The organism is Nonomuraea monospora (assembly GCF_039531895.1).
Taxonomy (GTDB): Bacteria; Actinomycetota; Actinomycetes; order Streptosporangiales; family Streptosporangiaceae; genus Nonomuraea; species Nonomuraea monospora.
The window spans coordinates 43,620-69,926 of sequence record NZ_BAAAQX010000018.1 but is presented as its reverse complement, the minus strand read 5'-3'; the positions used below and the strand labels follow the sequence as shown (position 1 = coordinate 69,926).

17 protein-coding genes are annotated in these 26,307 nt (G+C 72.7%); 13 read left to right on the top strand and 4 right to left on the bottom strand.

Translation table 11 applies throughout. The features are described from left to right. The 4 genes from zwf to ABD331_RS31120 are packed head-to-tail and all read left to right on the top strand — an operon-like array spanning position 1 to position 2,931. Complete coding sequence (zwf, locus tag ABD331_RS31135; RefSeq protein WP_344482291.1) at positions 1 to 1,368, top strand: glucose-6-phosphate dehydrogenase; 1,368 nt, start codon at positions 1 to 3, stop codon at positions 1,366 to 1,368. Between the two features lie 40 nt (positions 1,369 to 1,408). Beyond that, positions 1,409 to 1,762 carry a spore germination protein GerW family protein gene (locus ABD331_RS31130; protein WP_344482288.1) on the top strand — a complete coding sequence of 118 codons (354 nt, stop codon included), beginning with the start codon at positions 1,409 to 1,411 and terminating at the stop codon, positions 1,760 to 1,762. Between the two features lie 6 nt (positions 1,763 to 1,768). Further along, the gene (locus ABD331_RS31125) at positions 1,769 to 2,308 is read left to right on the top strand and encodes a cupin domain-containing protein (RefSeq protein WP_344482285.1); all 540 of its coding nucleotides are present in this window, start codon (positions 1,769 to 1,771) and stop codon (positions 2,306 to 2,308) included. Further along, entirely contained in the window at positions 2,305 to 2,931 is a 627-nt protein-coding gene (locus ABD331_RS31120; protein WP_344482282.1) for a LysE family translocator, read from the top strand. The genes ABD331_RS31125 and ABD331_RS31120 overlap by 4 nt, the downstream gene beginning before the upstream one ends. On the opposite strand, the gene ABD331_RS31115 is transcribed toward ABD331_RS31120, so the two are convergent. The 3 genes from ABD331_RS31115 to pulA all read right to left on the bottom strand — a co-directional run bounded on the left by ABD331_RS31115 (position 2,928) and on the right by pulA (position 7,370). Then, positions 2,928 to 3,650 carry a VIT1/CCC1 transporter family protein gene (locus ABD331_RS31115; protein WP_344482279.1) on the bottom strand — a complete coding sequence of 241 codons (723 nt, stop codon included), beginning with the start codon at positions 3,648 to 3,650 and terminating at the stop codon, positions 2,928 to 2,930. The two genes, ABD331_RS31120 and ABD331_RS31115, sit on opposite strands and share 4 nt — an antisense overlap. Before the next feature lie 216 nt (positions 3,651 to 3,866). Then, complete coding sequence (locus ABD331_RS31110) at positions 3,867 to 4,514, bottom strand: hypothetical protein (protein WP_344482276.1); 648 nt, start codon at positions 4,512 to 4,514, stop codon at positions 3,867 to 3,869. Positions 4,515 to 4,715: 201 nt separating this feature from the next. Then, positions 4,716 to 7,370, bottom strand: a complete 2,655-nt coding sequence (gene pulA / locus ABD331_RS31105; protein WP_344482273.1) for a pullulanase-type alpha-1,6-glucosidase — start codon at positions 7,368 to 7,370, stop codon at positions 4,716 to 4,718. A gap of 332 nt (positions 7,371 to 7,702) precedes the next feature. Here pulA and ABD331_RS31100 point away from each other — a divergent pair, with 332 nt between their 5' ends. From ABD331_RS31100 to ABD331_RS31060, 9 genes are all read left to right on the top strand, one after another. Beyond that, a complete protein-coding gene (locus ABD331_RS31100; protein WP_344482270.1) occupies positions 7,703 to 8,989 on the top strand; it encodes an extracellular solute-binding protein in 1,287 nt (428 codons plus the stop codon). 3 nt (positions 8,990 to 8,992) lie between these two features. Continuing rightward, positions 8,993 to 9,970 (top strand): carbohydrate ABC transporter permease, encoded by a 978-nt coding sequence (locus tag ABD331_RS31095; RefSeq protein WP_344482267.1) that lies wholly within the window; start codon positions 8,993 to 8,995, stop codon positions 9,968 to 9,970. Further along, positions 9,967 to 10,818 carry a sugar ABC transporter permease gene (locus ABD331_RS31090; protein ID WP_344482264.1) on the top strand — a complete coding sequence of 284 codons (852 nt, stop codon included), beginning with the start codon at positions 9,967 to 9,969 and terminating at the stop codon, positions 10,816 to 10,818. The genes ABD331_RS31095 and ABD331_RS31090 overlap by 4 nt, the downstream gene beginning before the upstream one ends. Before the next feature lie 79 nt (positions 10,819 to 10,897). Further along, the gene (locus tag ABD331_RS31085) at positions 10,898 to 13,120 is read left to right on the top strand and encodes a hypothetical protein (protein WP_344482261.1); all 2,223 of its coding nucleotides are present in this window, start codon (positions 10,898 to 10,900) and stop codon (positions 13,118 to 13,120) included. A gap of 67 nt (positions 13,121 to 13,187) precedes the next feature. After that, positions 13,188 to 15,329 carry a hypothetical protein gene (locus ABD331_RS31080; protein WP_344482258.1) on the top strand — a complete coding sequence of 714 codons (2,142 nt, stop codon included), beginning with the start codon at positions 13,188 to 13,190 and terminating at the stop codon, positions 15,327 to 15,329. A gap of 90 nt (positions 15,330 to 15,419) precedes the next feature. Beyond that, positions 15,420 to 18,818, top strand: a complete 3,399-nt coding sequence (locus ABD331_RS31075; protein ID WP_344482255.1) for a phosphodiester glycosidase family protein — start codon at positions 15,420 to 15,422, stop codon at positions 18,816 to 18,818. A gap of 127 nt (positions 18,819 to 18,945) precedes the next feature. After that, positions 18,946 to 20,082: an amidohydrolase family protein gene (locus tag ABD331_RS31070; protein ID WP_344482252.1), complete on the top strand. Its 1,137-nt coding sequence runs from the start codon at positions 18,946 to 18,948 to the stop codon at positions 20,080 to 20,082. 72 nt (positions 20,083 to 20,154) lie between these two features. Continuing rightward, positions 20,155 to 21,795, top strand: coding sequence for a M20 metallopeptidase family protein (locus ABD331_RS31065; RefSeq protein WP_344482249.1), 1,641 nt, complete (start codon positions 20,155 to 20,157; stop codon positions 21,793 to 21,795). A gap of 131 nt (positions 21,796 to 21,926) precedes the next feature. After that, positions 21,927 to 24,719 (top strand): glycoside hydrolase family 2 TIM barrel-domain containing protein, encoded by a 2,793-nt coding sequence (locus ABD331_RS31060; protein WP_344482246.1) that lies wholly within the window; start codon positions 21,927 to 21,929, stop codon positions 24,717 to 24,719. A gap of 255 nt (positions 24,720 to 24,974) precedes the next feature. On the opposite strand, the gene tuf is transcribed toward ABD331_RS31060, so the two are convergent. Further along, positions 24,975 to 26,147 (bottom strand): elongation factor Tu, encoded by a 1,173-nt coding sequence (gene tuf, locus ABD331_RS31055; RefSeq protein WP_344482243.1) that lies wholly within the window; start codon positions 26,145 to 26,147, stop codon positions 24,975 to 24,977. Positions 26,148 to 26,307: the final 160 nt, after the last annotated feature.

Here is a 26,307-nt window from a genome sequence, read left to right as displayed (position 1 = left end):
ATGGCGCGAGCCGGCGCGCTCGTCCTGTTCGGCGTCACGGGCGACCTCGCGCGCAAGATGCTGCTGCCCGCGCTCTACCACCTGACCGCCGACGGCCGGCTCGACCTGCCGGTCATCGGCGTGGCCAAGACCGACCTGGACCTCGACGGGCTGATCGAGCACGCCCGCGAGGCGTGCGGCGGCGTGCACGACGCCGCCTTCGACAAGCTGGCAGGGAACCTGCGGCTGGTGGCGGGCGACTACGGCGACCCCGGCACGTTCGAGCGGCTGCGCGAGGAGGCCGAGGGCAAGGGCTTCCTCGTGCACTACCTGGCCGTGCCGCCGGCGCTGTTCTCCCCGGTCGCCGAGGGGCTGGCCGCCGTCGGCCTCAACCGCGACGCGCGGCTGGTGGTGGAGAAGCCCTTCGGGCACGACCTCGCCTCGGCACGCGAGCTCAACGACGACCTGCTGCGCCACTTCGACGAAGACCATCTGCGGCGCGTCGACCACTTCCTGGGCAAGGAGCCGGTCGAGGACCTCATGGTGTTCCGGTTCGCCAACACGCTGCTGGAGCCCATCTGGAACCGGTCGCACATCCGCAGCGTGCAGATCACCATGGCCGAAGACTTCGACGTGCGCGACCGGGGCGCCTTCTACGACGCCAACGGCACCGTCCGCGACGTGGTGCAGAACCACCTGCTGCAGCTCCTGGCCATCCTCGCGATGGACCCGCCGCCGTCCACCGACGCGCGGGCCCAGCTCGACGAGAAGTGGCGGGTGCTGCGCGCGGTGCAGGCGCTCAACCCGGCGGACGTCGTACGCGGCCAGTACGACGGCTACCTCGGCACCGACGGCGTGCGCCCCGGCTCCACCACCGAGACCTTCGTCGCGCTGCGCGCCTACATCGACAACTGGCGCTGGGCCGGGGTGCCCTGGTGCATCCGCTCCGGCAAGGCCCTGCCGACCACCGACCTGGAGGTCGTCGCCGAGCTGCGCCGGCCGCCGGTGACCATGTTCGGCAACGGCGGCGCGCCGGAGAGCCCCAACCTGATCAGGTTCCGGCTGCAGCCCGACGCCGGGGTGACGTTCGACCTGCTGGCCAAGGAGCCGGGCAAGCAGCACGCCCGGCCGGTGCCGGTCAGCGTCGACTTCACCAAGGTGCTCGGGCCGATGGAGGCCGCCTACGAGCGCATCCTCACCGACGCGGTCAGCGGCGACCCGCGAAGGTTCGCCCGGTTCGACCTGGTGGAGGAGTCGTGGCGGATCGTGCAGCCGGTGCTCGACGCGCAGGACAAGCCGCTGCCGTACGAGAAGGGCTCGTGGGGCCCTGAGCCGGCGGAGAAGATCCCGCCCGGCGGCTGGCACGAGATCTCGACGACCTTCGACTGACGGGTTCGACGCGGCGGCGTCCTGGGGTGACGATGGGGGGATGGACATCATGGAACTGGTGGAACAGTCGAAGGACGCCGCGACGGTCAAGCGCGTCTTCGGCGAGCCGATCCAGCACGGCGACGTCGTCGTCATCCCCGTCGCCAGGGTCGCCCAGGGAGGCGGCGGAGGCCAGGGCCAGGGCAAGGACGAGAAGGGCGAGGAGGGAGGGGGCAGCGGCGGCGGCTTCGGCTTCAGCGCGACGCCGGCGGGCGTGTACGTGCTCAAGGACGGCGACGCCCTGTGGCGGCCCGCCGTCGACGTCAACCGCATCGTCATCGGCGGCCAGATCGTCGCGGTCGTGCTGCTGCTGACGCTGCGGACCATCTTCAAGAGGCGGCGCCGCAGGCGCTGACGACACGTGCTCATCGATCTGCTCGACGACGCCGAGCTGCCCGGCGATCTCTTCCTGGTCCCCGGCTCCAACCTGCCGGTGCGGCTGGCGAGGCTGGGCGGCTCGGCCACGCTCGTCCGCTTCCCGCCCGGCTGGGTTCGGCCCGAGCGCGGCCACTACCTGGCCGGCGAGGAGTTCGTCGTGCTGCGGGGCGAACTGCACGTGTCGGGCATCACGTACCTGCCGGGGCAGCACGGCTGGCTGCCCGCGGGCACGCTGCGCCACTCCAGCGCCGCCCCGCACGGCGCGCTGGCGTTCACCTCCTTCTCCGGCCAGGCCACCTGGGTGCGCAGCGACCGCGACGAGCCCGACGGTCCCGCTCAGCGCACGCCGCTCGAAAGCGTCGTCATCCCGCGCGGCGGCCTTCCCCTCTCGCCGCACTCCGCCCTGCTCGACACGCCCATCCCGCTCAACAGGGCCGCCGAGGTGGTCACGGTGCCGACGTGGACGTGGGAGCGGTCCGCGTTGATACCGGAGGGGCGGGTGCTCGTAAGGTGGACGCCATGACGTCTATGGCGCAGATTGCGGCTTTCGGTGGAGTTGTCCTGCTCGGCGCGATGTCGCCCGGCCCCGACTTCGCGGTGGTGGTCCGCCGCTCGGCCGTCTCCGGCCGCACGCACGGCATGGCCGCCGCGGCCGGCATCGCGGTGGGCGTGTTCGCCTGGGTGGTGGCCGCGGCCACCGGCGTGGCGGCGCTGCTGGCCGCCTCCGCCGTGGCGTTCACCGTGGTCAAGGTGGTGGGCGCCGCCTATCTGCTCTACCTCGGCATCAGGTCGCTGCACGCCGCCTGGCGCGGCGGCGGCGCGCTCAAGCTCGACGTGCCCGACCCGGGCGGGCGCGGCTCCTGGGCGGCCTTCACCGAGGGCCTCCTGACGAACGTGCTCAACCCCAAGGCGGCGCTGTTCTTCGTGGCGCTCGTGCCGCAGTTCCTCGGCTCGGGGGTGTCGGTGATGGCGCTGTCCGGGGTGGCACTGGCCGGGACGATCGCGTGGTTCCTGGTGGTGGCGAACGTCGTGAGCACCCTCCGCAAGGTGTTCGCCAGGCCCGCGGTCCGGCGGACGGTGGACGGCGTGACGGGCGCCGCCCTCATCGGCCTCGGCGTCAAACTCGCCACCTCCACCCGCCCCTAGGACACGGTGACGCCCAGCAGGTGGCCCAGCCCGTACGTGACGGTGGCCGCGCCCACGCCCAGCGCGAGCTGACGCAACCCGCCCAGCCACCACGGCCGGGCCGTCATCACCGCCACGGCGGCCCCGAACCCGAACAACGCCACCACGCTCAGCACCAGCGCCACCAGCAGCCCGGACGCCCCGAACAGGAACGGCACCAGCGGCACCAGCGCCCCGGCCGAGAACGCGCCGAACGACGACGCGGCGGCCACGTAGGGGGAGGGCAGATCGTCCACGTCCACCCCCAGCTCCTCGCGCACGTGCACCCGCAACGCCTGCTCGGGATCGGCCGACAGCCCGGTGGCCACCCGGTCGGCCAGATCGGGGTCCAGCCCCCGCGACCGGTACAACGCGGCCAGCTCGGCCCGCTCACCCTCGGGGTTGCGGGCCAGCTCCCGCCGCTCCACGGCGATCTCCGCGCGCATCAGCTCGGTCTGCGACTTCACGGAGGTGTACTCGCCGGCGGCCATGGAGCAGGCACCGGCGATCAAACCCGCGAAACCGGCCAGCACCGCGCCCTGCCCGGCGCCCGCCGCGCCCACCACCCCGGCGATCAGCGCGAAGTTGGAGACCAGTCCGTCCATCGCGCCGAACACCGCGGGGCGCAGCCAGCCGCCGGTCACGTCGCGGTGGCTGTGGTGGTGTTCGGGGGATTCCGGGCGGACAAGCTCGATGGTCATCAAAACCTCCACATATCGGATGTCTCCCTTCAAATTTGACATATCCGAACAGGGGTTCGCAACGAAGGGAAGGCTTGCCTGAGCTGGGAGGCGTCTCGCAGGGTAATCGCATACTTGCCATCAGTGCGCGAGGGTATGAGCGCGCTGCCGACCGAGGGGTGGCCGACAGCGCCGCGGCGCCGCCGCAACGGCGCCGCAGGGAACCACGAACCGGGCTCAGGCGTGGACGGGAGCCTCGACGGCGGGCGCTTCGGCGGACCGGCCGTCGCGGATCAGCGCCGAGCACTCCTCGATGGTCTCCTCCAGCAGCCCGCGCAGCAACGCGTCCGGGTCGGAGATGCACGCCTGCACGATCCCCACCACCGCGAGCTGCACCGCGTTGGGCGCCGCGTACCGGCGGAAGCCCTTCTCGGTGATCCGGGCGGCCCGGCTGAAGCGCCTGGCCTGCTCGGCCGCGTGCGGCACCTCCTCCATCGCGCGGCGGCTGCGCTCGCTGAGCCGTCCCGACGGCGCGCCGTCGAGGCGGGCGAGCATCTCCTCGGCGGCGAGGACGGACACGGCGAGGGCGAGCTGGCGCTCGGCCGCCGCCACCGGCAGGGCGGTGGTGGCGCAGCGGAGCGCGATGTGCGCGTCCACGCGCAGGTCGTCGCTGGACAGGCCGATGATGGAGGGCACCAGCCGGACGAGTCTGGCCCGGCTCTCGTCGCTGGTGTTGTCGTTCACCAGGCGGGCGAGTGCGGCCAGCAGCGGGTGGGTGCAGGCCGGGTGGTCGCTCCAGCGTTCTCCGGCCAGGTAGGAGGCCAGCTCCATGAAGCAGGCGCCCCGCTTCGGGTTGCGATGCCTGCCGCGGGAAAGAACCGGCATGTGATCAAGGTGATTGTCCACGGGTGCTCCACTGCTCCACGCGATCGCCGTCGCTCCAGCGCCGTTCATCCAGTCTGCGCCGGAGTGCGGCTCAATGCCAGTGATGCGGGGTGTTCTTCATGAACGTTCCCTCTAGGGGTGTTCCTGATGAACGTTCCCTCTACCCGCCCGCGTCACACTCACACGCGCAAGCAGAACACCTCACTCGCGTACGAAGACCGCGACGGTGCGGGCGGGGACGGTCAGGGTGCCGGTGGCCGGGTCGAAGGACGAGGTGCGGACGACGGGGTCGTCCGAGCCGGCCTGTACGGGGTGCAGCGTCACCCGCTGCCCCGCCAGCGCCGGCATCGCCTGCGGGTGCTGTGACGGGGTCGCGTTGAAGACGACGGTGACGGACCTCCAGCGCGGGTCGAGCCCCTCGGTGTCCACGTGCATGGCGATCACGCCCTCCGCCGAGCCGGGGAACGACAGCCGCCGCTGCACCTCCTCCAGCGACCCCAGCGCGAACGCCGGCGACGACGCCCTGATCCGCAGCAGCTCGCCGTACCGGGCGCGGGCGGCGCGGATGTCGGCGCAGCCCGGCTTGAGCGCCGGGTCGGCGAGCAGCGGGCGGGCGTAGGGCCACTTGGGCTCGTTGCCGGCCCGGGGCGGCAGGCCCGCGCCGAAGCCGTTGCCCTGCGCGCAGTCCCACAGCAGCCGGTTGAACCAGTCGCCCGAGTCGTAGGAGTTGCGGTCGAGCGACTTGGAGCGCAGCCGTTCCGTGCCCGCGTGCACGAACGTCGTCCCCTGCGCCAGCACCGCCGTCGCCAGCGACAGCGCCTGCATGCGGACCCGGTCCGCCATCGGCGTGTCCTGCGGCAGCTTGTAGGCCAGCGCGTCGAACAGCGTCTCGTTGTCGTGCGCGTCCACGTACGTGACCGCCTCGCCCGGCGCGGCCGTGTACCCGGCGGGCGAGCCGTTGTAGTCGATCTCCGAGCCCTTCTGGCCGGACGGCAGCACGTAGTCGCGCAGGTTCCCGGTCAGGCCGACCCTGATCAGATCGGCGTAGCGGGCCAGGCGGGCGCGCTGCTCCTCGGCCGTGCCGTTGGCGGGGGAGCCGTTCGGCGCGCCGGCCAGCCCGGAGCCGAAGCCCTGCACGCGCGGGTCGGCGTCGAACGGGCTGCCGCCGCGCACCGCGTCACGCAGCCGGTCGGTGAACGTGCCGATGCCGGTGCCGGCCAGGTTCGCCTGCGTGGCCTGCTCGAAGCGGGCGCCGTCGGCCACCTCGCCGAAGTTCCAGCCCTCGCCGTACAGGATGATCGACTTGCCGTCCACGCCGTCGCGGGCCGGGGTCAGCTCGTCGAGCGCGCGGCGGACGGCGAGCAGGTTCGCCTTCGGGTGGTGGCCCATGAGGTCGAAGCGGAAGCCGTCGATCTTGTACTGCTTCGCCCATGTGACGATCGAGTCGACCACCAGCTTGCCCATCATCAGGTGCTCGGGCGCGGTGTTGGCGCAGCAGGTGGAGGTGGCCACGGCGCCGTCGTCGAGGAGCCGGTGGTAGTAGCCGGGCACGATCGGGCCGAGCACGCCGGTGGAGTGCGTGTGGTTGTAGACGACGTCCATGACCACCCGCAGCCCCGCCCGGTTGAGCCCGGCGACCATGCCGCGGAACTCCTTGATCCGCTCGTCGGGACGGGTCGCGTACGAGCCCTCGGGCACCGTGTAGTGCAGCGGGTCGTACCCCCAGTTGAAGGAGTCCTTCGCGGCCGTGCGCGCCACGCACTCCTGCTGCTGCTCGGAGTCGGGCGGCAGCGCCGCCAGGTCGCAGGACGGCTCCGTCCGGTCGGCGGCCCGCTCGGGCACCGTGGCGAAGTCGAACGCGGGCAGCAGGTGCACGTGCGTCAGCCCGTCGGCGGCCAGCGCCCGCAGCTCCCGCAGGCCGGCGCCGTCGTGCTGGAAGGCCGCGTACGTGCCGCGCAGCCCGGCCGGGACGGTGGCGTCGGAGGCGGAGAAGTCGCGCACGTGCAGCTCGTAGACGGCGGCCCGGTCCTGCGGCACGGCGGCGGGCTTGACCAGCAGGTCCCAGCCGGGCGGCCGGTGCGCGGCGGCGTCGAGGCTGACGAGCCTGCTGCGCCCGCCGTCGGCGGTGACGTCCAGGCTGTAGGGGTCGGTCACCTCGTTCGTGACGACCGCGCCGGCCGTGGGGGAGTAGACGGTGACCAGGTAGGTGTACTCGCGGCCGAGCCAGGACGGCAGCCCGCGCACCGACCACACGCCGCTCTCGTCGTCGCGCCGCATCCGGTGCACGGTCCGGCCGCCGGAGCCGTACAGGGCCAGCTCGACCTTCCGCGCGGTCGGCGCCCACAGCGCCAGCCTGGGAACGCTCTGCCCGGACGGGCCCAGCGTGGCGGTGGCGGCCTTGGCGTACAGGTCGTCCAGCACACCGGGGATCTGCACGCCGGTCGCGGCCAGCAGCGTGCCAGCCGCGTCCCGCTCGACGGCCACGACCTGGCCGCGCAGCGCCTCGCGGACGAGGCCGGCGTCGCGCGGGTCCACCTTCAGCGCCTGGTACGCGGCCAGGTGCGGCCACCCGCGCCGCTGCTCCTCGCTCAGCGCGCCGGGCGCCAGCCGGATGAGCCGCGGGTCGCCGGTCAGGTCGCGGCCGTCGCAGGCGAGGTCACCGGCGGGGCTGAAGGCCAGGAAGTGCCGCAGCGACGGGTCGGCCCGCCAGGCCACCGTGTCGCGGTCGATCCAGTGCGCCGTGGCCTTGCTCAGGTCGGCGTCGGCGGCCGTGGCGGCGGGCAGATCCTTCTCGTCGCCCTGGTGGATGATGTAACTCAGGCTCTTCGCCCCCCTCGGCGAGCGGCGCCTGCCCACACGGGCAGTCCCCAGCCGTGATGGTTCCCGTCCGGGCGGCGGTGATGCAGGGAGCCGATCTTTGCAACTCTTGCTGGAAATTACTGAAAAGAGGCAAACCCCATCGTGGCCCGCACGGTAGCTGACGAGGCGCGGTCCAGGGTCCACAATGAGTCGCGGCCTTCGGGCAGGTCGCCCTGACCAGCCAAAACGCCGCAGAACAGGGAGATCCCGGCCAGGAAGGACTCATGTAACAACTTGCAGAATCCTTGCGCCGCCATCTAGAGATCAGCGTCACGTCGGCGTAACCTCCGGCTTACTCCGACCTCCGACCGAGCTGCGAGGAGCAGGACATGCGACGACTCTTACCGTCCGCGGCGGCTGTTGCGGCACTCGTCCTGACGGTTTCCGCCTGTGGCGGCGGTGGCGAGACCGCCGCGCCGCCCACCCAGGTCTCCGATCCGTCCCAGGTGAGCGGCGAGGTGACGTGGTGGGACACGACGCGCCCCGACAGTGAGGGGCCGACGTTCCAGGCGTTGATCAAGGAGTTCCAGGCCAAGTATCCGAAGGTCAAGGTCAACTATGTGAACGTGCCCTCGGACCAGGCGCAGAATCAGTTCCAGACGGCCGCGCAGGCCGGCAGCGGCGCGCCGGACGTGATCAGGTCGGAGGTGGCGTGGACGTCGCAGTTCGCGTCGCTGGGCTACCTGCAGCCGCTGGACGGCACCCGCGCCGTGGACCAGCCCGAGGACTTCCTGCCAGGGCCGCTGAGCAGCACGAAGTACAACGAGAAGACGTACGCCGTGCCGCAGGTCACCGACACGCTCGCGCTGATCTACAACAAGCGGCTGCTGAAGGAGGCCGGGCACGAGGAGGCGCCCAAGACGCTCGCCGAGCTGAAGCAGACCGCGCTCGACGTCAAGGCCAAGACCGACGCGGAGGGGCTGGCGCTCAACGTCGACGCCTACTTCCTGCTGCCCTTCATGTACGGCGAGGGCGGCGACCTGCTCGACGTCACCAACAAGAAGATCGTGGTCAACTCCCCGGCGAACGTGAAGGCCATGGAGAACGTCGTCGATCTGATGAGCTCAGGCGCCGCGCCCAAGCCCGCCATCACCGACAGCTACGCCAACGCCATGACCGCCCTCAAGGAGGGCAAGGTCGCCATGATCTACAACGGGCCGTGGGCGCTGTCGGAGATCTACCAGGGCAAGGAGTTCCAGGACAAGAAGAACCTGGGCATCGCGCCCGTCCCGGCCGGATCGGTCAAGGCGGCGGCCCCCACGGGCGGCTGGAACCTGGCCATCTACGCCGGTTCCAAGAACATCCCTGCGGCCTACGAGTTCGTCCGCTTCATGACCGCCGTCGAGGCGCAGGCGAAGATCGCCAAGGAGATCAGCCTGCTGCCCACCCGCACCTCCGCCTACGCCAACCCGGACGTGCAGGGCAACGCCGACGTGGCCGTGTTCAAGCCGATCATGGACACCGCGGTGCCGCGCCCCTGGATCCCCGAGGGCGGCCAGCTCTTCCAGCCGCTGCTGGAGGGCTACCAGGGCCTGGTCAACGGCAAGCTGCAGCCCGCCGACATGCTCAAGCAGGTCGAGGAGGACTACCGCGAGATCATGAAGGACTGGAGCTGACCGGTGACGGTCTCGACCCCGAAGGCGATGGCCGCGGAAGACTCCTCCCGCGGCCACCGCCGTGAACGGCGACGCTCGTTCGGCACCCACTGGTACGCGTGGGCGATGGTCGCCCCGGTGCTGGCCGTGATGCTGGTGCTGATCGGCTGGCCGCTGGCGCGCGGCGTCTACCTGTCGCTGACGGACGCCACCGAGGCCAACATCGGCCGCACCATCGGCGTGAACGTCATCCCGTCCACCTACGAGTTCGTCGGCCTGGACAACTACCTGCGCATCCTGACCAGCGGCGTCTTCTGGGACAAGCTGGTGTGGACCGTGGTGTGGACGGTGGTCTGCGTCGCCCTGCACTACGGCATCGGCCTGGGCCTGGCCGTGATGCTCAACCGCCGCCTGCGCTTCCGCTCGGTCTACCGCGTGCTGCTGATCCTGCCGTGGGCGGTGCCGGCGTTCGTGGCCGCCTTCATCTGGCGCTACCTCTACAACAGCGACTACGGCGTGATCAACGGCTTCCTCAAGATGGCCGGGCTGAGCGGCGTCGGCTGGCTGGACGACCCCACCACGGCCAAGATCGCGGTGATCGCCGTGAACGTGTGGCTCGGCGTGCCCTTCATGATGGTCGCGCTGCTCGGCGGCCTGCAGTCGATCCCGGCCGACCTGTACGAGGCGGCCGAGGTGGACGGGGCGAGCCCTTGGCAGCGGTTCTGGGCGATCACGATGCCCGGGCTGCGCCAGGTGTCGACCACGGTCGTGCTGCTGGGCACGATCTGGACGTTCAACATGTTCCCCATCATCTTCCTGGTCACCCGGGGCGGGCCGGGCAGCGAGACGGAGATCCTGGTCACCTACGCCTTCCGCGAGGCGTTCACCGGGATCCGCAACTACTCGGGATCGGCGGCCTGGGGCGTGATCATCCTGATCATGCTGGTCGTGCTGGCCGTCGGCTATCGCCGTACCCTGCGCAATCAAGGAGATCCGTGGTGAGTGCGAGCACGCGCAGAAGAGGCGAGCGCGGCCCGCTGGCCTCCATCGGCCTGCACGCGGGCCTGCTGCTGGCCGTCGCCGTCTCCCTGTTCCCCGTCGTGTGGCTGGTGCTGACCTCGCTCAAGCCGCGCGACAGTTGGCTCTCGGCCGAGCTGCGCTTCTTCGACGACTCCTCGCTGGCCAACTACGGCCGGGTGCTGACCGGGACCGAGTTCCCTCGATGGCTGCTCAACAGCGTGCTGGTCGCGGGCCTCACGATGGTGATCGGCGTGTTCCTGGCCGCCACCACCGGGTACGCGGTGAGCCGCTTCCGCTTCCCCGGGCACCGGTCGGTGATGTGGCTGCTGCTGGTCACCCAGATGTTCCCGGTGGCCATCCTCATCGTGCCGCTGTACAACCTGATGGCCGGGCTCGGGCTGCTGAACCAGATCCCGGGCCTGGTGATCGCGTACATGACGATCGCGGTGCCGTTCTGCGCCTGGATGATGAAGAGCTACTTCGACACCGTGCCGATCGAGATCGACCAGGCCGGGATGGTCGACGGGCTGACGCCGTTCGGCACGTTCTGGCGGGTGGTGCTGCCGCTGTCGCGGCCCGGCATCGCGGTGACCGCGTTCTACTGCTTCATGACCGCCTGGGGCGAGGTCGGGTACGCCACGGTGTTCATGTCGCAGGAGGACAAGCGCACGTTGGGGGTGGGGCTGCAGCAGTTCGTCGGCCAGCACTGGTCCGACTGGGGGCTGATGACGGCCTCGGCGGTGCTCATCGCCATCCCGGCGGGCGTGGTGTTCCTGCTGGTCCAGAGGCATCTGATCACCGGTCTGACGGCCGGCGCGACGAAAGCCTGAGGAGAGGCTCACGCGGCTCTCCCTTGAGTAACCGAATAATCACTTTGCGTAATCGTGGTGCGCGCAGGATGCTGTTCACATGGACGGATTCCTGGACGAGACCTGCGGGGGTGTGACGGAGCTACGCGTCCACGGCGTCTCCGGCACACCCCCGGCCGGCACGCTCGGTCACCCGCACCCGCGGCTCGTGGCCGGCGACGGCACCACCGGGTTCTACCGGCGATGGCAGGAGACCGGCCAGCCGTCCGGCGACCATCCCGACGTGCCGGGCGTGCGGCACCGGGAGGCGTACGCGTGGGGCAACCTCACCTCCGGCGGCCGGGCGATCGCCCTGTGGCTGCTCCTGCTGCCGTTCTCGCTGGCGAACCTGTCCTACTTCATGCTGCCCAGGCCCGCGCGCGGCGTGCGGCTGCGGCACCTCACCGAGGCGGCGCAGCGGCTGTTCGGGCTGCTGCTCACCGGCACGCTCGTCGGCGCCGTCACCCGCGCCGCCGTCGATCTCGTCGGCTGGCAGTGCACGGCCGCCGGGCGGGCCTGCACCTACGACACCGCGCCCGGGTGGGTGCGCTGGCTGGGCGTGCTGTGGGGCGGCGAGCCGTCCAAGCGGCTGGCCGTCACCGCGCTGGTGCCGCTGCTGGTCGTGGTGCTGCTCTGGTGGATCGCGCGGCGCACCTGGCTGCGGGACGAGCGCACCGTGCCGCCGCGGGTCGCCGAGCACGACGGGGTGCTGCTGGCCCGGCCGAGGCTGTGGCACGGGGCCGCGCCCGTGTGGCGGCTGCGGGTCGTGCACGTGGCCTTCTCCGTCGCCTCCATCGCCGTGGCCGTGTCGGCGCCCTTCGCCGGCACCGCCGCCGGGCTCGCGCTGACCGTGGCCAACGCGGGCGTGATGCTGGCCGCCGCCGTGCTGGCCGCGCTGCCGTCCATCGCGCGGCGGCTGGATCCGCACACGGGGGAGCGGACGCCCGCCTGGCTGACGGTCGCCTGCCATGTGCTGCGGGTGGGGGCGCCGGTGGCGTTCCTGGCCACCGTGGGGGCGGCGTTCATGGGCTTGCCCGCTGAGGTGGCGGGGACTCAGGCGTGGTGGCTGCCCGGCGTCGGGATTGGAGCGTTCCAGTACACGGTCACCGTGGCGCTGGGAATGATCATCCTGGTGGGCGCGGCCGGGCTGGCGCGGATGGAGCGCGGTGAGGAGCGGCGGGCGCTCCATGGGCTGGCCGCCTGGGTGGTGCTGATGGTGGCGGCGGGCAGCGCGAACGTGATGGCGCTCGGCCTGCTCTTCTGGACCGCCTCGTTCTTCGGCGTCCCCGCGCACCCCGCCGACCCCGCCCCCGTCGGCGGCAAGCTCTACCTCGACGAGCCCGTCTGGTGGACGGCGGCGCTGGTGCCGCTGCTGCTGGCCGGGCTGGTCGCGGTGGCCGTCGTGCTGTGGCTGATCCGCCGCGCCGACGCCCGCCGCCTGGCCCCCGAGCTGAAGCCGTACTACCTGGAACGCGACGACGCCCGCGTGGTCGCCCGCCAGTGGGCGCTGGCCGCGCTCACCGACCGCGCGGGCCTGGTGCTGGGCGTGCTCACCGGGATCGGGGTCGCCGGGTCCGCCGCGGTGACGGGGATCTACCTGCTGGGCCTGTTCACGCCCGGCGGCGGGCTCGCCGGGCTGCTCGCCTCCGTCGGGAGCTGGGCCATGGTGGCCGCCGTCGTGGCGCTGGTGCTCGTCGGGCGGCGGACGTACCGCGACACCCGGCTGCGCAGGACGGTCGGGATCCTCTGGGACATCTGCACGTTCTGGCCGCGCGCCATCCACCCGCTCTCGCCGCCCTGCTACACCGAGCGGGTCGTCCCCGAGCTGATGACCCGCGTCGGCCGGCTCGCCCCCGCCGCCGGCGACCAGGTCGTGCTGTCCGGGCACAGCCAGGGCAGCGTCATCACCGCCGCCCTGGTGCTGCAGCTCGACCCTGCGCAGCGGGCGCGCGTCCGGCTGCTCACCCACGGCTCGCCGCTGCGCCGCCTGTACACGGCGTTCTTCCCCGCCTACTTCGGCGACGCCGGTCTGAACGCGGTGCGGGAGCGGGTGGCCTGGTGCAACCTCTACCGGCTGAGCGACCCCATCGGCGGCCCCGCCTTCCGCCGCGTCGATCCGCTCGCCGGCGGACAGCGGCACGAGGTCGATCACTTCTGCTGGGACCCGCTCCGGCCCGCGCAGGGGGAGCCGCTGCCCGAGACGCGGTGGCACTCCGGCTACTGGCTCGACCCGTCCTACGACGCGGCGCTGAACCGGCTCATCACCGTCAAACCCGCCGCCTGAGGCCTTCGTCCGGGTAGGGTGGCCCGCGTTCCGAATCGAGCACCGCATCCGGATGGGGGCTTCGACGGTGAGGTGGGTACTGCTGCTGGTGGCCGGGGTCATGTGGTGGTCGGTCCCGGCCGCCGCCTCCGCCAGGGCGAATCAGGACGCGGATCAGGACGCGGGCGGCCGGGTGGCGTTCATCGGCGTGCCGGGGCTGTTATGGGCTGATCTCGACCCGCGTGACACGCCGCGCCTGTGGGAGCTGGCGGGGCAGAGCGGGCTCGGATCCCTGTCGGTCAAGGCCGTCGGCACCGTGACCTGCCCGCACGACGGCTGGCTGAGCGTGTCGTCCGGCGTGCGCGCGGCGGTGGGGCGGCGCTGCGGGCTGCCGCCCGAGCCTGCCGTGCGGGGGCAGGGCGCGGTCGTGCCCGGCATGCCCGAGCTGCTCGGCACGCGCGACGGCGCCAACGCGGGCACCCTCGGCGCCGCCGTGCACGCCGCCGGTCACTGCACCGCCGCCGTCGGCAGGGGCGCGGCGCTCGCGCTGGCCGACAGGGAGGGCGAGGTCGACCTGTACGCCGACACGGCCGCCGGGCTGAGCGACTGGTCGAAGTGCCGGGTGCTGGCCGTGGACGTGGCCGCGCTGGTGCGGCCGTACCTGGTGGACGACAGGCTGCCGCAGGAGCCGGAGGCGCTGCCCGCCGGGCGGCGGCGCGAGCTGGCCCGCCAGGCGGACGCCGAGGTCGGCGCGGCGCTCGACCGGCTGCCCGCCGGCACCGAGATCGTGCTCGCCGGGATCGGCGACCACGGCTCCGTGCCGCACCTGCGGGTGGCCATCTGGAAGCGCGCCGGCGCCGCCTCCGCCGTCAGGTCCGGAAACCCTGAGGAGGTCGTGGGGCCGCGCGTCGGCGGGAACTCGGCGCGGCGCGACGACATCGTGCTGCTGCCCGACGTCACCCCGACCGTCCTGACCGCCGCGGGCATCGAGCCGCCGTCGAACGTGATCGGGCTGCCGTGGCGGCTCGGCGAGCCGATCAGCTCGGCCGACCTGGTGCGCGCCGACGTCGCGGGGACCACGGTGCGCGGCATGACCGGCTACTTCTTCACCGGGTTCGCCACCCTGACGGTCGCCTTCTACGTGCTGTCCTACCTGCTGCTGTCCCGCCGCAGGAAGCTCGGCTTCGTCGCCGTGGCCGCCATCGCGATGGCCTGCGTGCCCGTCTCGACGTACGTGGTGAACCTGCTGCCGTGGGACCACAGCCCGGCCATCGTCCCGACGCTGATCGGCTGTGTGCTGGCGGTCACGGCGGTGCTCAGCGCGATCGCGCTGCTGGGCCCGTGGCGGCGCCACCCGCTCGGGCCGCCCGCCGCGGTGTGCGCGATCAACTTCACGGTGCTCGTCGGCGACCTGCTGACCGGGACGAACCTGCAGTTCAATGCGCTCATGGGCTACACCGCCGTGGTCGGCGGGCGTTACTACGGGCTGGCCAACATCCCGTTCGCGCTGCTGGCCACGTCGGTGCTGATGGGCGCCGCGCTGGCCGCCGAGCGCCTGGTCCGCGCCGGGCGCACGCGGCTTGCCGTGGGGGTGGTGACCGGGCTGGGCGTGACGGCGACGCTGCTGGCCGGCTGGCCGGGGGTGGGCAGCGACTTCGGCGGCGTGATCGCGTTCGCGCCGGGCATCGCCGTGACCGCGCTGCTCGTCGCGGGCAAGAAGGTGTCGCTGCTGAAGCTGGTGGGGTTCAGCGCGCTGGGCGGGGTCGCCGTGTCGGTGATCGCCGTGCTCGACTGGCTGCGCCCGCCGCAGTCGCAGACGCACCTGGGCAGGTTCGTGGGGCAGGTGCTGGACGGCACGTTCTGGCCCATGATCGGCCGCAAGCTGGGCGCCATGCTGCACACCCTGCTCTCGCCCAACCTCATGCCGATCGTGCTGGCCGGGCTGATCTTCCTGGTGTTCGCGGTGCTGCGGCCGGGCCAGGTGAGCGCGGGCCTGGTGCCCAGGGCGTTCGCGCGGGCGCCCATGCTGCGGGCCGGGCTGGTCGGCGCGCTGGTCAGCGGGGTCGTGGGCATGCTGGTCAACGACTCGGGCACGGCCGTGCTGTCCATGGCGGTGGCGATGGCCGTGCCGCTGGTGCTGCACGCCGGGGTGCGGTTGCCGGGCGAGGAGGAGCCGCCCGGTCTGCTCAGCACCTCGCGCACGTCGGCGTGCCGGGCCACCAGCCAGTAAGGCGAGGCGGCGCACGTACCAGATTTGAAATTTTCTTTTAGTTCATCCTCAAGTCTTGAAAGTTATATCCACGAGCGATTGAGTTCGGTCGTGCAGACCCTCCGATTGCTGGCCGCCGCCGCGCTCGTGTTAGGCCCCATGGCCATCAGCGCGCCCGCGCAGGCCGATCCCACCCCTCCCGTAGAGGACGCGCTGGAGTCGGCGTCGTCCTACCCGGCCTCCTCCACGCTGCTCGCCCCGGCCGCCGCTGCGCCCCAGCGGCTGGAGACCGCCAAGAAGACCCGGCCGGTGGCGCCGGGCATCTCGCTGACCTCGTTCGACACCTACGACGCGCTCGGCTGGCTGCGCGCGGACGCCGTCACCGCCGACCTGAGCGGCGCGAAGGCGGACTACGTCTTCTCCGGCGAGGTGTCCAGGACCGAGCCGCTGTCCGGGCCCGCCAAGCGCTCGCGCGCCGTCGCGGCCGTCAACGGCGACTTCTTCGACATCAACAACTCCGGCGCGGCGCAGGGCATCGGCGTGCAGGACGGCACGCTGATCCAGTCGCCCGTCGCCGGGCACGAGAACGCCGTCGCGGTCACCGGCGACGGCATCGGCCGCGTGCTGAAGATGTACTTCGAGGGCACCGCCACCCCGTCAGGCGGCGCGCCGATCAAGCTCACCCAGTTCAACCAGATCATCCAGAGCGGCGGCGTGGGCCTGTTCACGCCGCTGTGGGGCTCCTACACCCGGGCCCGCGCCGTCGAGGGCGCGACCTCCGTCGCCGAGGTCGTGCTGGTGGACGGCGTCGTCTCCGAGGTGCGGACCGCCGCCGGCACCGGCCCCATCCCCGCGGGCACCACCATCCTGCTCGGCCGCGACGCCGGGGCCGCCGCCCTGTCCGCGCTCAAGCCCGGCGACAAGGTGGACGTGGCCTACCAGCCCAAGCCCTCCGACGGCAGCTCGGTCAAGGCCGCCGTGGGCGGCAACCAGCTCCTGATCAAGGACGGCGTCCCGCAGAACTCGACCGACACGGCCGCGCACCCGCGCACCGCCGTCGGGTTCTCGGCCGACGGCAGGAAGATGTACCTGCTGACCGTGGACGGCCGCCAGGCCGACAGCCGCGGCGTCACCCTGAACGAGCTGGCCGCCATGATGCAGGACCTCGGCGCCGCCAACGCGCTCAACCTCGACGGCGGCGGCTCCTCCACCATGCTGGCCCGCGAGCCCGGCGCCGCCGACGTGCAGGTGGAGAACGGCCCCTCCGACGGCGGCGAGCGGCACGTGCCCAACGGCCTGGCGCTCTACGCGCCCGAGGGCAGCGGCAAGCTCAAGGGCTTCTGGCTGGAGACCGCCAGCGACCCCGCCAAGGCGCCCGGCGTCGGCCCCGTCGCCGGTGGCCGCCCCGACCGCGTCTTCCCCGGCCTGACCAGGCGGCTGACCGCCGCCGGCTACGACGAGACGTACGGGCCCGCCGCCGGAACCCCGTCCTGGCGCTCCAGCCCGGCCGTGCACGGCGTCATCCGCGACGGCAAGTTCCACGCCCTGGTGCCCGGCACCACCACGGTCACCGCCTCGCGCGGCAACGCCAAGGGCAGCATCGAGCTGACCGTGCTCCAGCCCCTGCAGCGGCTCGGCGCCACCGCCGACCGCCTCGGCATGGCCGGCGAGGGCGGCACCGCCACGTTCGGCGTGGTCGGCTACGACCGCAACGGCAACTCCGCGCCCATCGAGCCGGGCGACCTCACACTCGACTACGACCGGAACCTGTTCGAGGTCACCGCCGCCGAGCACGGCTCCTTCACCGTCAAGGCCAAGCAGGCCACCGGCTCCGGCCTGATCACCGCCAAGGTCGGCAAGATCACCACCGCGGTGCCGGTGACCGTCGGGATGGAGTCCAAGCCGGTCGCCGACTTCGAGGACGCGGCCTCCTGGACGTTCGCCGCCGCCCGCGCCACCGGCTCGCTGTCGGCCGCTCCCGGGCAGAGCGGGGGCGGGCTCAAGCTGGCCTACGACTTCACCACCTCCACCGCCACCCGGGCCGCCTACGCCAGCCCGCCCCAGCAGATCGTGGTCGAGGGGCAGCCGCAGGCGTTCGGGCTCTGGATCAACTCCACCGGCAAGGGGGAGTGGCCCAGCCTGGAGTTCTACGACGCGCTCGGCCAGTCGCAGATCCTGCGCGGCCCCTACCTGACGTGGACCGGCTGGAAGTACGTCGAGTTCACCGTGCCGCCCGGCGTGAACTACCCGCTCAAGCTGCGGCGCTTCTACGTGGCCGAGACGAAGGCCGACGTCAGGTACACCAACGAGATCCTCATCGACGGACTGGTGGCCAAGGTGCCGCCGTCGGTCACCGCGCCCGAGGCGCCCGAGGTGGCCGACCCCGTGGTCAGGAGCGAGGTGTCCAAGGCGCCGTGGCGGTTCGCGGTCATGTCGGACGCCCAGTTCGTGGCCAGGGACCCGGACAGCGACATCGTCAAGAACGCGCGCCGCACGCTGCGCGAGATCAAGGCCGCCGCGCCGGACTTCCTGGTGATCAACGGTGACCTGGTGGACGAGGCGTCGCCGGAGGACTTCGCGCTGGCGAAGCGGATCCTCGACGAGGAGCTCGGCGGAACCGTGGAGTACCACTACGTCCCCGGCAACCACGAGGTCATGGGCGGCAAGATCGACAACTTCAAGGCCGTCTTCGGGGACACGTACCAGACCTTCGACCACAAGGGCACCCGCTTCATCACCCTGGACACCTCCCGCCTCACCCTGCGGGGCGGCGGCTACGACCAGGTGGCGCAGCTCCGCTCGCTGCTGGACTCGGTGGCGAAGGACGGCTCCATCGGGTCCGTCGCGGTGCTGTTCCACGTGCCGCCGCGCGACCCCACGCCCGGCAAGGGCAGCCAGCTCGGCGACCGCAAGGAGGCCGCGCTCGTCGAGGGGTGGCTGGCCGACTTCCAGCGCACCACCGGCAAGGGCGCCGCGTTCATCGGGGCGCACGTCGGCACCTTCCACGCCTCGCGGGTGGACGCGGTGCCGTACGTCATCAACGGCAACTCCGGCAAGAACCCCGCCACCGCGCCCGACGACGGCGGGTTCACCGGATGGTCGCTGTGGGGCGTCGACCCCGTGACGAAGGCCGAGGCCGAGCACGTCAGGCGCAACTGGTTCGCCGACGCGCCCGACTGGATCGGCACGCAGGTGCGGCCGCACGTGGACGAGCTCACGCTCACTGCCCCCGCCACGGTCGCCGTCGGCGCGCCCGCCCCGGTGACGGCCTCGGTCAAGCAGGGCGCCCGCGCGGTGCCCGCCGCCCACCCGGTGTCGGTCACCTGGTCCGGCTCGCCGAACCTGCACGTCGGCGCCCGTAAGAGCGCCAAGCCGTGGCACGTCGCCGTCCTCGACCCCGAGTCGGGGACGCTGACGGCGCTGCGGCCGGGGCAGGTGACGGTGGCCGTCACGGTCAGCGGGGTCACTCGGCAGGCCCAGGTCGCGGTGACCGCCAAGGCCGCCGCCTGACGTTCGTGGTGAGGGGCCCCGCGGGACGGTGATCGTCCCGCGGGGCCCCTTCGCGTGCCGCCCATACGACGGGATCCTTCACGCGTCGCCCAGTGTCGCCTACGGGGGCGGGGGTACGAGAGCGACCATGGAGCTCGACCTCGCCCCCGCCGGGCTGGCCCGCGCCGTCGAGGAGCTGCCGCTGGTGGACCACCACGTGCACGGGGCGGTCACGCTCGACCTGCCGCGCACGGCGTTCGAAGAGATGATCACCGAGTCCGACCGGCCCGTGCCCGACTGGATGACGCAGTTCGACTCCCAGCTCGGCTTCGCCATCCTGCGCCACTGCCCGCCCGTGCTCGGGCTCGACCCCTCCTGCGCGCCCGAGGAGTACCTCGCCAGACGCGCCAGGCTCGGCGCCGCCGAGGTCAACCGGCTGCTGCTCGGCGCCGCCCGGCTCGGCCACCTCCTCGTCGAGACCGGCTACCGGGGCGACGAGCTGCTCGGGCCGTCCGGCATGGCCGAGGCCTGCGGGGCGCCCGCCGACGAGGTGGTGCGCCTGGAGAGCGTGGCCGAGCAGGTCGCCGCCGCCGGATGCGACGCCGGCGCGTTCGCTGGACGGTTCGCCGAGGCGCTGCACGAGCGCACCCGGACGGCGCGCGGCCTCAAGAGCGTGGCCGCCTACCGGTGCGGCCTTGACTTCGATCCCGCGCCGCCGTCCCGGGCCGAGGTCGCCGACGCCGCCGGACGGTGGCTCGCCGCCGGCGGGCGGCTGTCCGACCCCGTCCTCGTGCGGCACCTCATCTGGACGGGGCTGGAACGGGGCCTGCCGCTGCAGCTCCACATCGGCCTGGGAGACCCGGACGTGGACCTGCGGCGGGCCGACCCGCTGCTGCTGCGCGGGCTGATCGAGCTGGCGGAGCCGACCGGGGTGCCGCTGCTGTTGCTGCACTGCTACCCGTACCAGCGGCAGGCGGGGTTCCTGGCGCAGGCGTACCCGAACGTGTTCTTCGACGTGGGGCTCGCCGTCAACCACACCGGGGCGCGCGGCGCGGCGGTCGTCGCCGAGAGCCTGGAGGTGGCGCCGTTCGCGAAACTGCTCTACTCCTCCGACGCCTGGGGGCCCGCCGAGCTGCACTACCTGGGGGCGGTGCTGTGGCGGCGGGCGATGCTGCGGGTGCTGGGCGGGTTCGTGGCGGACGGGGAATGGACGGTGGGGCAGGCGGTGCGGGTGTTCACCATGGTGGGGGCGGAGAACGCGCGGCGCGTTTACGGGCTGGGGTGAGAGCGCGGCCGATGGGGGCAGTGATTACGGCTTGATCATTGTTGTCTGGGGGATTGGTGCTGTATGTCGGGGATGAGTGTCGAGGGTCGCAAGGTGGGCGTCGAGGTGGCGCTGCGGGCGGCGCTGCGGCGGGAACTGGCGGGGGCCGTGGCGTTGCGGCGGGAGTTGCACGCCGCACCGCGGGTGTCGGGGGAGGAGGGGCCGACCCTGCGGAGGGTTCTGCGTGCCCTGCCCGTCGGCGGGGCGGTGGAGCACGTGGCCGGGACGGGGGCCGTGGTGCGGATCGGGGGTGGTGGGGCTGCTGTGGGGGTCCGGGGGGAGCTGGACGCCTTGCCGATCGCTGAGCGGACCGGGGTGGCCTGGGCTGCTGGGAACGGGGCCATGCACGCGTGCGGGCATGACGTGCATCTGGCGGCCGTGGTCGCGGTGGCTCGGGCTGTGGCGGCGGTCGCGGCTGGGTCCATGGGTGAGGTCGATCTGGGGGTGATCGAGGAGGCGGCGGCCGAGGGGGCCGCGGAGGCTGCGGGGCGGCGCACGAACGGGCACGCTGGCGTTGGTGGGGTCGCTGGCGCGCATGCTGGGGGGCATGGCGGTGCGCATGCTGGTGGGCAGGTGAACGGGCACGGTGGCGGGCACGGTGGCGGGCACGGTGGCGGGCACGGTGGCGGGCACGGTGGCGGGCACGGTGGCGGGCACGGTGGCGGGCACGGTGGCGGGCACGGTGGCGGGCACGGTGGCGGGCATGCCGGTGGCGTGTCGGAGGGTGGGGCGAGGGACGCGTCCGAGATGGTGACGGAGGCGGCGGAGGCCGTGGCGGAGGTCGCGGCCGAAGGGGCGGCGGAGGCGGTGGCGGAGGCCGTGACAGGGGGCGGCCTCGCACCGCTGGTCGTCGTCCTGCAGCCCCGCGAGGAGACCTTCCCCTCCGGCGCGGCGGACGTCGTCACCTCCGGCGCGCTCACCAGGCACCACGTCCAGGCCATGATCGGCGCGCACGTCCAGCCCGTGCTGCCCGCGGGCACGGTCGCCTGCGCGCCCGGGCCGGTGAACGCCGCCTCCGACGAGTTCAGGGTGACGGTCAAGGGGGTCGAGGGGCATGCCGCGTACCCGCATCTCACCCGCGACCCCGTGCTCGCCATGGCGCAGGTGATCGTGGCGGCGCAGCACCTCGTCAGCCGGGTGGCCGACCCGATGGCGCCGACGGTGGTCACGTTCGGCACGGTCAACGCGGGGACGACGCCCAACGCCGTGCCGGTCGAGGCGGTGGCGCGGGGGACGTTGCGGACCATGTCGCAGGAGTGGCGGGAACGGCTGTACCGGAGGTTCACGCAGGTCGTCGAGGATACGGCTCGGGCGTACGGGTGCGTGGCGGAGGTCGAGATCTTTCCCGGGGAGCCGATCCTGGTCAACGATCCCGCGCTGGCGGCGCTGGCGGGGGAGCGGTTGCGGGAGCACGGGTGGATGGTGGATGACGAGCTGCGGTCGTGCGGGGCCGATGACTTCGCCCGGTACGGGGACGTGGCGGCGTCGCTGATGATGTTCGTGGGGGTGGACACCGAGAAAGGGCTGCACAGCCCGGCGTTCCTGCCCGGTGACGCCGCCGTGGAGGCGGTCGCGGACGCCCTGCTCGCGGGCTACCTGGCCGCCGCCCCGAGCGCTGCGTCCTCCGCGCCGAGCTCAACGACAGGCGCGCCGAGCGCTGCGGACGGCCGGTAGCCGGGTGTCGGAGTGGCGGAGTTCGCGGGTGACCCCAGAACCGCCCCACCACAAGGGTCAGACACTCCGGTCGTAACGGACACCGGACCCATCGCTGACTGGACCGACCCGAACCTCTAGGCTCGGCGGAGATGGATCTCGAAACTTTCTCCCCTGGTTCAGGCCGACTCGAACCCAGGGCGGCCCTTCACTCCGACGCGCCGTCCCTGGACCTCAACGGCACGTGGCGCTTCCGCCTCTCGCCACGCGCCGACGTCCCCGAGGACTTCGCCCGCCCCGACTACGACGACGCGGCCTGGGACGACCTCCCGGTCCCGTCGCACTGGGTGCTGCACGGGCACGGCGCCCCCGCCTACACCAACGTCGTCTACCCCATCCCCGTCGATCCGCCCCGCGTCCCCGACGAGAACCCGACCGGCGACTACCGCCGCGCCTTCGACCTGCCCGACGGCTGGACGGGCGGGCGGCTGCGGTTCGAGGGGGCGGAGTCGTTCGCCCGGGTCTGGCTGAACGGCCACGAGCTGGGCTTCTCGACCGGCAGCCGGCTGCCCGTCGAGTACGACGCCGCCCCGTACCTGCGTCCCGGCCGCAACGTGCTGGCCGTGCGCGTGCACCAGTGGTCGGCCGCCACGTACCTGGAGGACCAGGACATGTGGTGGCTGCCCGGCATCTTCCGTGACGTGACGCTCACCCGCTCCACCGCCGACGTCTTCGTCCACGCCTCCTACCAGGACGGGCGCGGCACGCTCAGCTTCGAGGGCGCCGGCACGCTCAGCGTCCAGGAGCTGGGCATCGACGGGCTGGAGCCCGGCGCCGAGGTCACGGTGGACGTGGAGCCGTGGACGGCCGAGACGCCGCGCCTGTACGAGGCGGTGATCACCGGGCCCGGCGAGACGGTGCGGGTGCGCGTCGGCTTCCGCACGATCTCCATCGTGGACGGCGTGCTGATGGCCAACGGCCGCCCGCTGCTGTTCAAGGGCGTCAACCGGCACGAGTTCCATCCGGAGCACGGGCGGGCGGTGCCGTACGAGACGATGCGCGAGGACGTCCTGCTGATGAAGCGGCACAACGTCAACGCGGTCAGGACCAGCCACTACCCGCCCCACCCCCACTTCCTCGACCTGTGCGACGAGCTGGGCCTGTGGGTGATCGACGAGTGCGACCTGGAGACGCACGGCTTCGAGCCGGTCGGCTGGCGCGCCAACCCCACCGACGACCCCCGCTACGCCGACGCGCTGCTCGACCGCATGCGCCGCATGGTCGAACGCGACAAGAACCACCCCAGCATCGTCATGTGGTCGCTCGGCAACGAGGCCGGCGTCGGCCGCAACCTCGCCGTCATGGCCGGCTGGACCCGCGAGCGCGACCCGTCCAGGCCGCTGCACTACGAGGGCGACCGGTCCTGCGCGCACACGGACGTCTACTCCCGCATGTACGCCTCCCACGCCGAGGTCGAGGCCATCGGCCGGCGCGAGGAGGACCCGCTCGACGACCCCGAGCTGGACGCGCGGCGCCGCTCGATGCCGTTCATGCAGTGCGAGTACGCGCACGCCATGGGCAACGGGCCCGGCGGGCTGGCCGAGTACCAGGAGCTGTTCGAGCGGTACCCGCGGCTGGCCGGCGGGTTCATCTGGGAGTGGATCGACCACGGGCTGACGCATCCGGCGCACGAGTACGCGTACGGCGGCGACTTCGGCGAGCCCGTGCACGACGGGAACTTCGTCGTGGACGGCCTCGTCTTCCCCGACAGGACGCCGTCCCCGGGGCTGATCGACCTGAAGAGGGTGTTCGAGCCGGTGCGGTTCGAGTTCGGCGACGGGGTGGTGCGGGTGGTCAACCACCACGGGTTCACCGACCTGTCGCACCTGCGGTTCACGGCCACCGTGCAGGTCGAGGGGGAGACCGTCGCCGAGCATCCGCTCGACGTGGCCGCCGCCGGCGGCGAGTGCAAGCTGCCCGAGGTGACGGACGGGCCCGACGGCGAGCGCTGGCTCACGGTACGGGCGGTGCTGGCCGAGGACCTGCCGTGGGCGCCGGCCGGGCACGAGGTGGCCTGGGGGCAGGCGCTGCTGGCCCGGCCGGAGCAGCGGGAGCGCACGGCGACCACCACCTTCACCCGCGCGGACGCCCAGAACGGCCGCGGCGGCGAGCTGACCGTCGGCGGGTGCGCGTTCGACGCGGCGACCGGGCGGCTCACCCGCCTGTTCGGCGCCCAGGTGGACGGGCCCCTGCTCGACCTGTGGCGGGCCCCCACCGACAACGACCGCGCCGCCGGCCTCGAAGCCCGGTGGCGCGACCTCGGCCTGCACCGCCTCACCCACCGCGTGGACGACATCTCCGTCGGCGACGGCCTGACCGTGCGGACCCGCGTCGCGCCGGCGGCCACCGACCTCGGGATGGTGGCGACCTACCGGTGGACGTTCGACGGCGGGCTGCGGCTCGTGCTGGACATCGAGCCGCAGGGCAACTGGCGGGACCCGGTCCCGCGCCTCGGCGTCACGATGTCGCTGCCCGGCTCGGCGGTCGATCAGGTGACGTGGTTCGGGCTCGGGCCGGGGGAGGTCTACCCGGACACCGGCATGGCCGCCCGGGTGGGGCGGTGGTCGGCCGCCGTGGAGGAGATGCAGACGCCGTACGTGTACCCGCAGGAGAACGGGCACCGCGCCGACGTCCGGTGGGCCGAGCTGGGCGGGGTCCGGGTGTCGGGCGAGCCGGTGTTCGGGCTGACCGTGCGGCGGTGGAGCGCGCTGGAGCTGGCCGACGCGCGGCATCGGCCTGATCTGGTGGCGGGGGAGCGGGTGTACGTGCACCTTGACCTGGCGCATCAGGGCATCGGGACGGCGACCTGCGGGCCTGGCCCGTTGCCTGCCTACGATCTGATGGCGCGGCGGGCGACCCTCCGGGTGCGTTTCGACCAGCCCTGACCGCGCCGCCGGAAAGGCCGGGCCGTCACGGGACCCGGCCGCGCCCGTCCCGAGGCCCGGTGCACGCTCTGAGGTGGGGCTGCGGTGTGGCGGCGCTGCCGTGCGATGGCGCCTGCTGGTGCTGGCGCGCGGGGGCGCGGTGGTGCTGCTGTGCTGTGCTGCTGTGTGCGGTGGTGCTGTGTGCGGCGGCGCTGTGTGCGGTGGTGCTGTGGTGCGGGGACGTTGAGGACGTCCCCGCACCGTGGCGGTGACCGGTCAGGCGGCCGGGACGGCGAGCACCGTGCCAGCGCCGACCGTGAGCCCGCCCTCGCGAATCGCGAACCCGAGCCCCGGCTCGACCGCGACGGCCTTGCCCAGCTCGACCGTCACCTCCACCGTCTCCCCCGGCAGCGCGCCGGAGTCCGGCAGCACCAGCTCACCCGGCACGTCCGTGGTCCGCAGGTAGAACTGGGGCCGGTACCCCGACGTGACGGGCCGCCGCCGCCCGCCCTCCTCCGGCGTCAGGAGGTAGACGCGCGCGGTGAACCGCCCGCGGGCGTGCTGGGTGCCGGGCGCCGCCAGCACCATGCCGCGCCGCACCTGCTCGCGGCGCACGCCGCGGAGCAGCACGGCGGCGTTGTCGCCGGCCTCGCCGCGCTCCATCGTCTTGCCGAACGTCTCCACGCCCGTCACGACGGCGGAGAACCCGTCGCCGAACCCGATGACCTCGACGGTGTCGCCGATCCGCACCGTGCCGCGCTCGATGGCGCCGGTGACGACCGTGCCGCGGCCGGTGACCGTCAGCACGTTCTCGACCGGCATCAGGAAGGGCGCGTCCACGTACCGCACGGGGACGGGGATGTGCGTGTCGACCGCGTCGAGCAGCGCCTCGACGGACGCCGTCCAGACCGGGTCGCCCTCCAGCGCCCGCAGCCCGGACACGCGCACCATCGGCACGCCGTGGTAGCCGTGCTCGGCGAGCAGGTCGGTCAGCTCCAGCTCGACGAGGTCGGTCAGCTCCGGGTCGGCGCCGTCGGCCTTGTTGACGGCCACGACCAGGTGCTCGACGCCGACGCGCCTGGCGAGCAGCACGTGCTCCCTGGTCTGCGGCATGATGCCGTCGTGCGCGGACACGACGAGGATCGCGCCGTCGAGCTGCGCCGCACCCGTGATCATGTTCTTCACGTAGTCGGCGTGGCCCGGCATGTCCACGTGCGCGTAGTGGCGGGTCGCGGTCTCGTACTCGACGTGCGAGATGTTGATCGTGATGCCCCTGGACGCCTCCTCCGGCGTCCGGTCGATCCGCTCGAACGGCGTGTACGTGGCCTGCCCGCGCTCCGCCAGCACCTTGGTGATCGCGGCGGTCAGCGTGGTCTTGCCGTGGTCGACGTGCCCCATCGTGCCGATGTTGAGATGCGGCTTGTTCCGTACGTAGGCCTGCTTGGCCATTGCTCTCTTCCCTCGTACCTGAAGCTCCTGCGTGACCCGTCAGGGTCGTCAACCTCCCCCCGCCGGGTCACTTCGGGACTAACAGGGAGAGGTCAGCGCTCCAGGCCGTCGCACGCGAACGAGCCCGGCAGCAAGGCTGCGGGCGTCGCGAGGCGCGCGT

What these genes read in the sequence shown, in the direction of transcription:
- ABD331_RS31130 (WP_344482288.1), top strand. Translation starts at nt 1,409, where the DNA reads ATGGACATCATGGAACTGGTGGAACAGTCGAAGGACGCCGCGACGGTC.
- ABD331_RS31085 (WP_344482261.1), top strand. Translation starts at nt 10,898, where the DNA reads ATGGACGGATTCCTGGACGAGACCTGCGGGGGTGTGACGGAGCTACGC.
- tuf (WP_344482243.1), bottom strand. Translation starts at nt 26,147, where the DNA reads ATGGCCAAGCAGGCCTACGTACGGAACAAGCCGCATCTCAACATCGGC.
- ABD331_RS31060 (WP_344482246.1), top strand. Translation starts at nt 21,927, where the DNA reads ATGGATCTCGAAACTTTCTCCCCTGGTTCAGGCCGACTCGAACCCAGG.
- ABD331_RS31100 (WP_344482270.1), top strand. Translation starts at nt 7,703, where the DNA reads ATGCGACGACTCTTACCGTCCGCGGCGGCTGTTGCGGCACTCGTCCTG.
- ABD331_RS31120 (WP_344482282.1), top strand. Translation starts at nt 2,305, where the DNA reads ATGACGTCTATGGCGCAGATTGCGGCTTTCGGTGGAGTTGTCCTGCTC.
- ABD331_RS31070 (WP_344482252.1), top strand. Translation starts at nt 18,946, where the DNA reads ATGGAGCTCGACCTCGCCCCCGCCGGGCTGGCCCGCGCCGTCGAGGAG.
- ABD331_RS31065 (WP_344482249.1), top strand. Translation starts at nt 20,155, where the DNA reads ATGAGTGTCGAGGGTCGCAAGGTGGGCGTCGAGGTGGCGCTGCGGGCG.
- zwf (WP_344482291.1), top strand. Translation starts at nt 1, where the DNA reads ATGGCGCGAGCCGGCGCGCTCGTCCTGTTCGGCGTCACGGGCGACCTC.
- ABD331_RS31110 (WP_344482276.1), bottom strand. Translation starts at nt 4,514, where the DNA reads ATGCCGGTTCTTTCCCGCGGCAGGCATCGCAACCCGAAGCGGGGCGCC.
- ABD331_RS31115 (WP_344482279.1), bottom strand. Translation starts at nt 3,650, where the DNA reads ATGACCATCGAGCTTGTCCGCCCGGAATCCCCCGAACACCACCACAGC.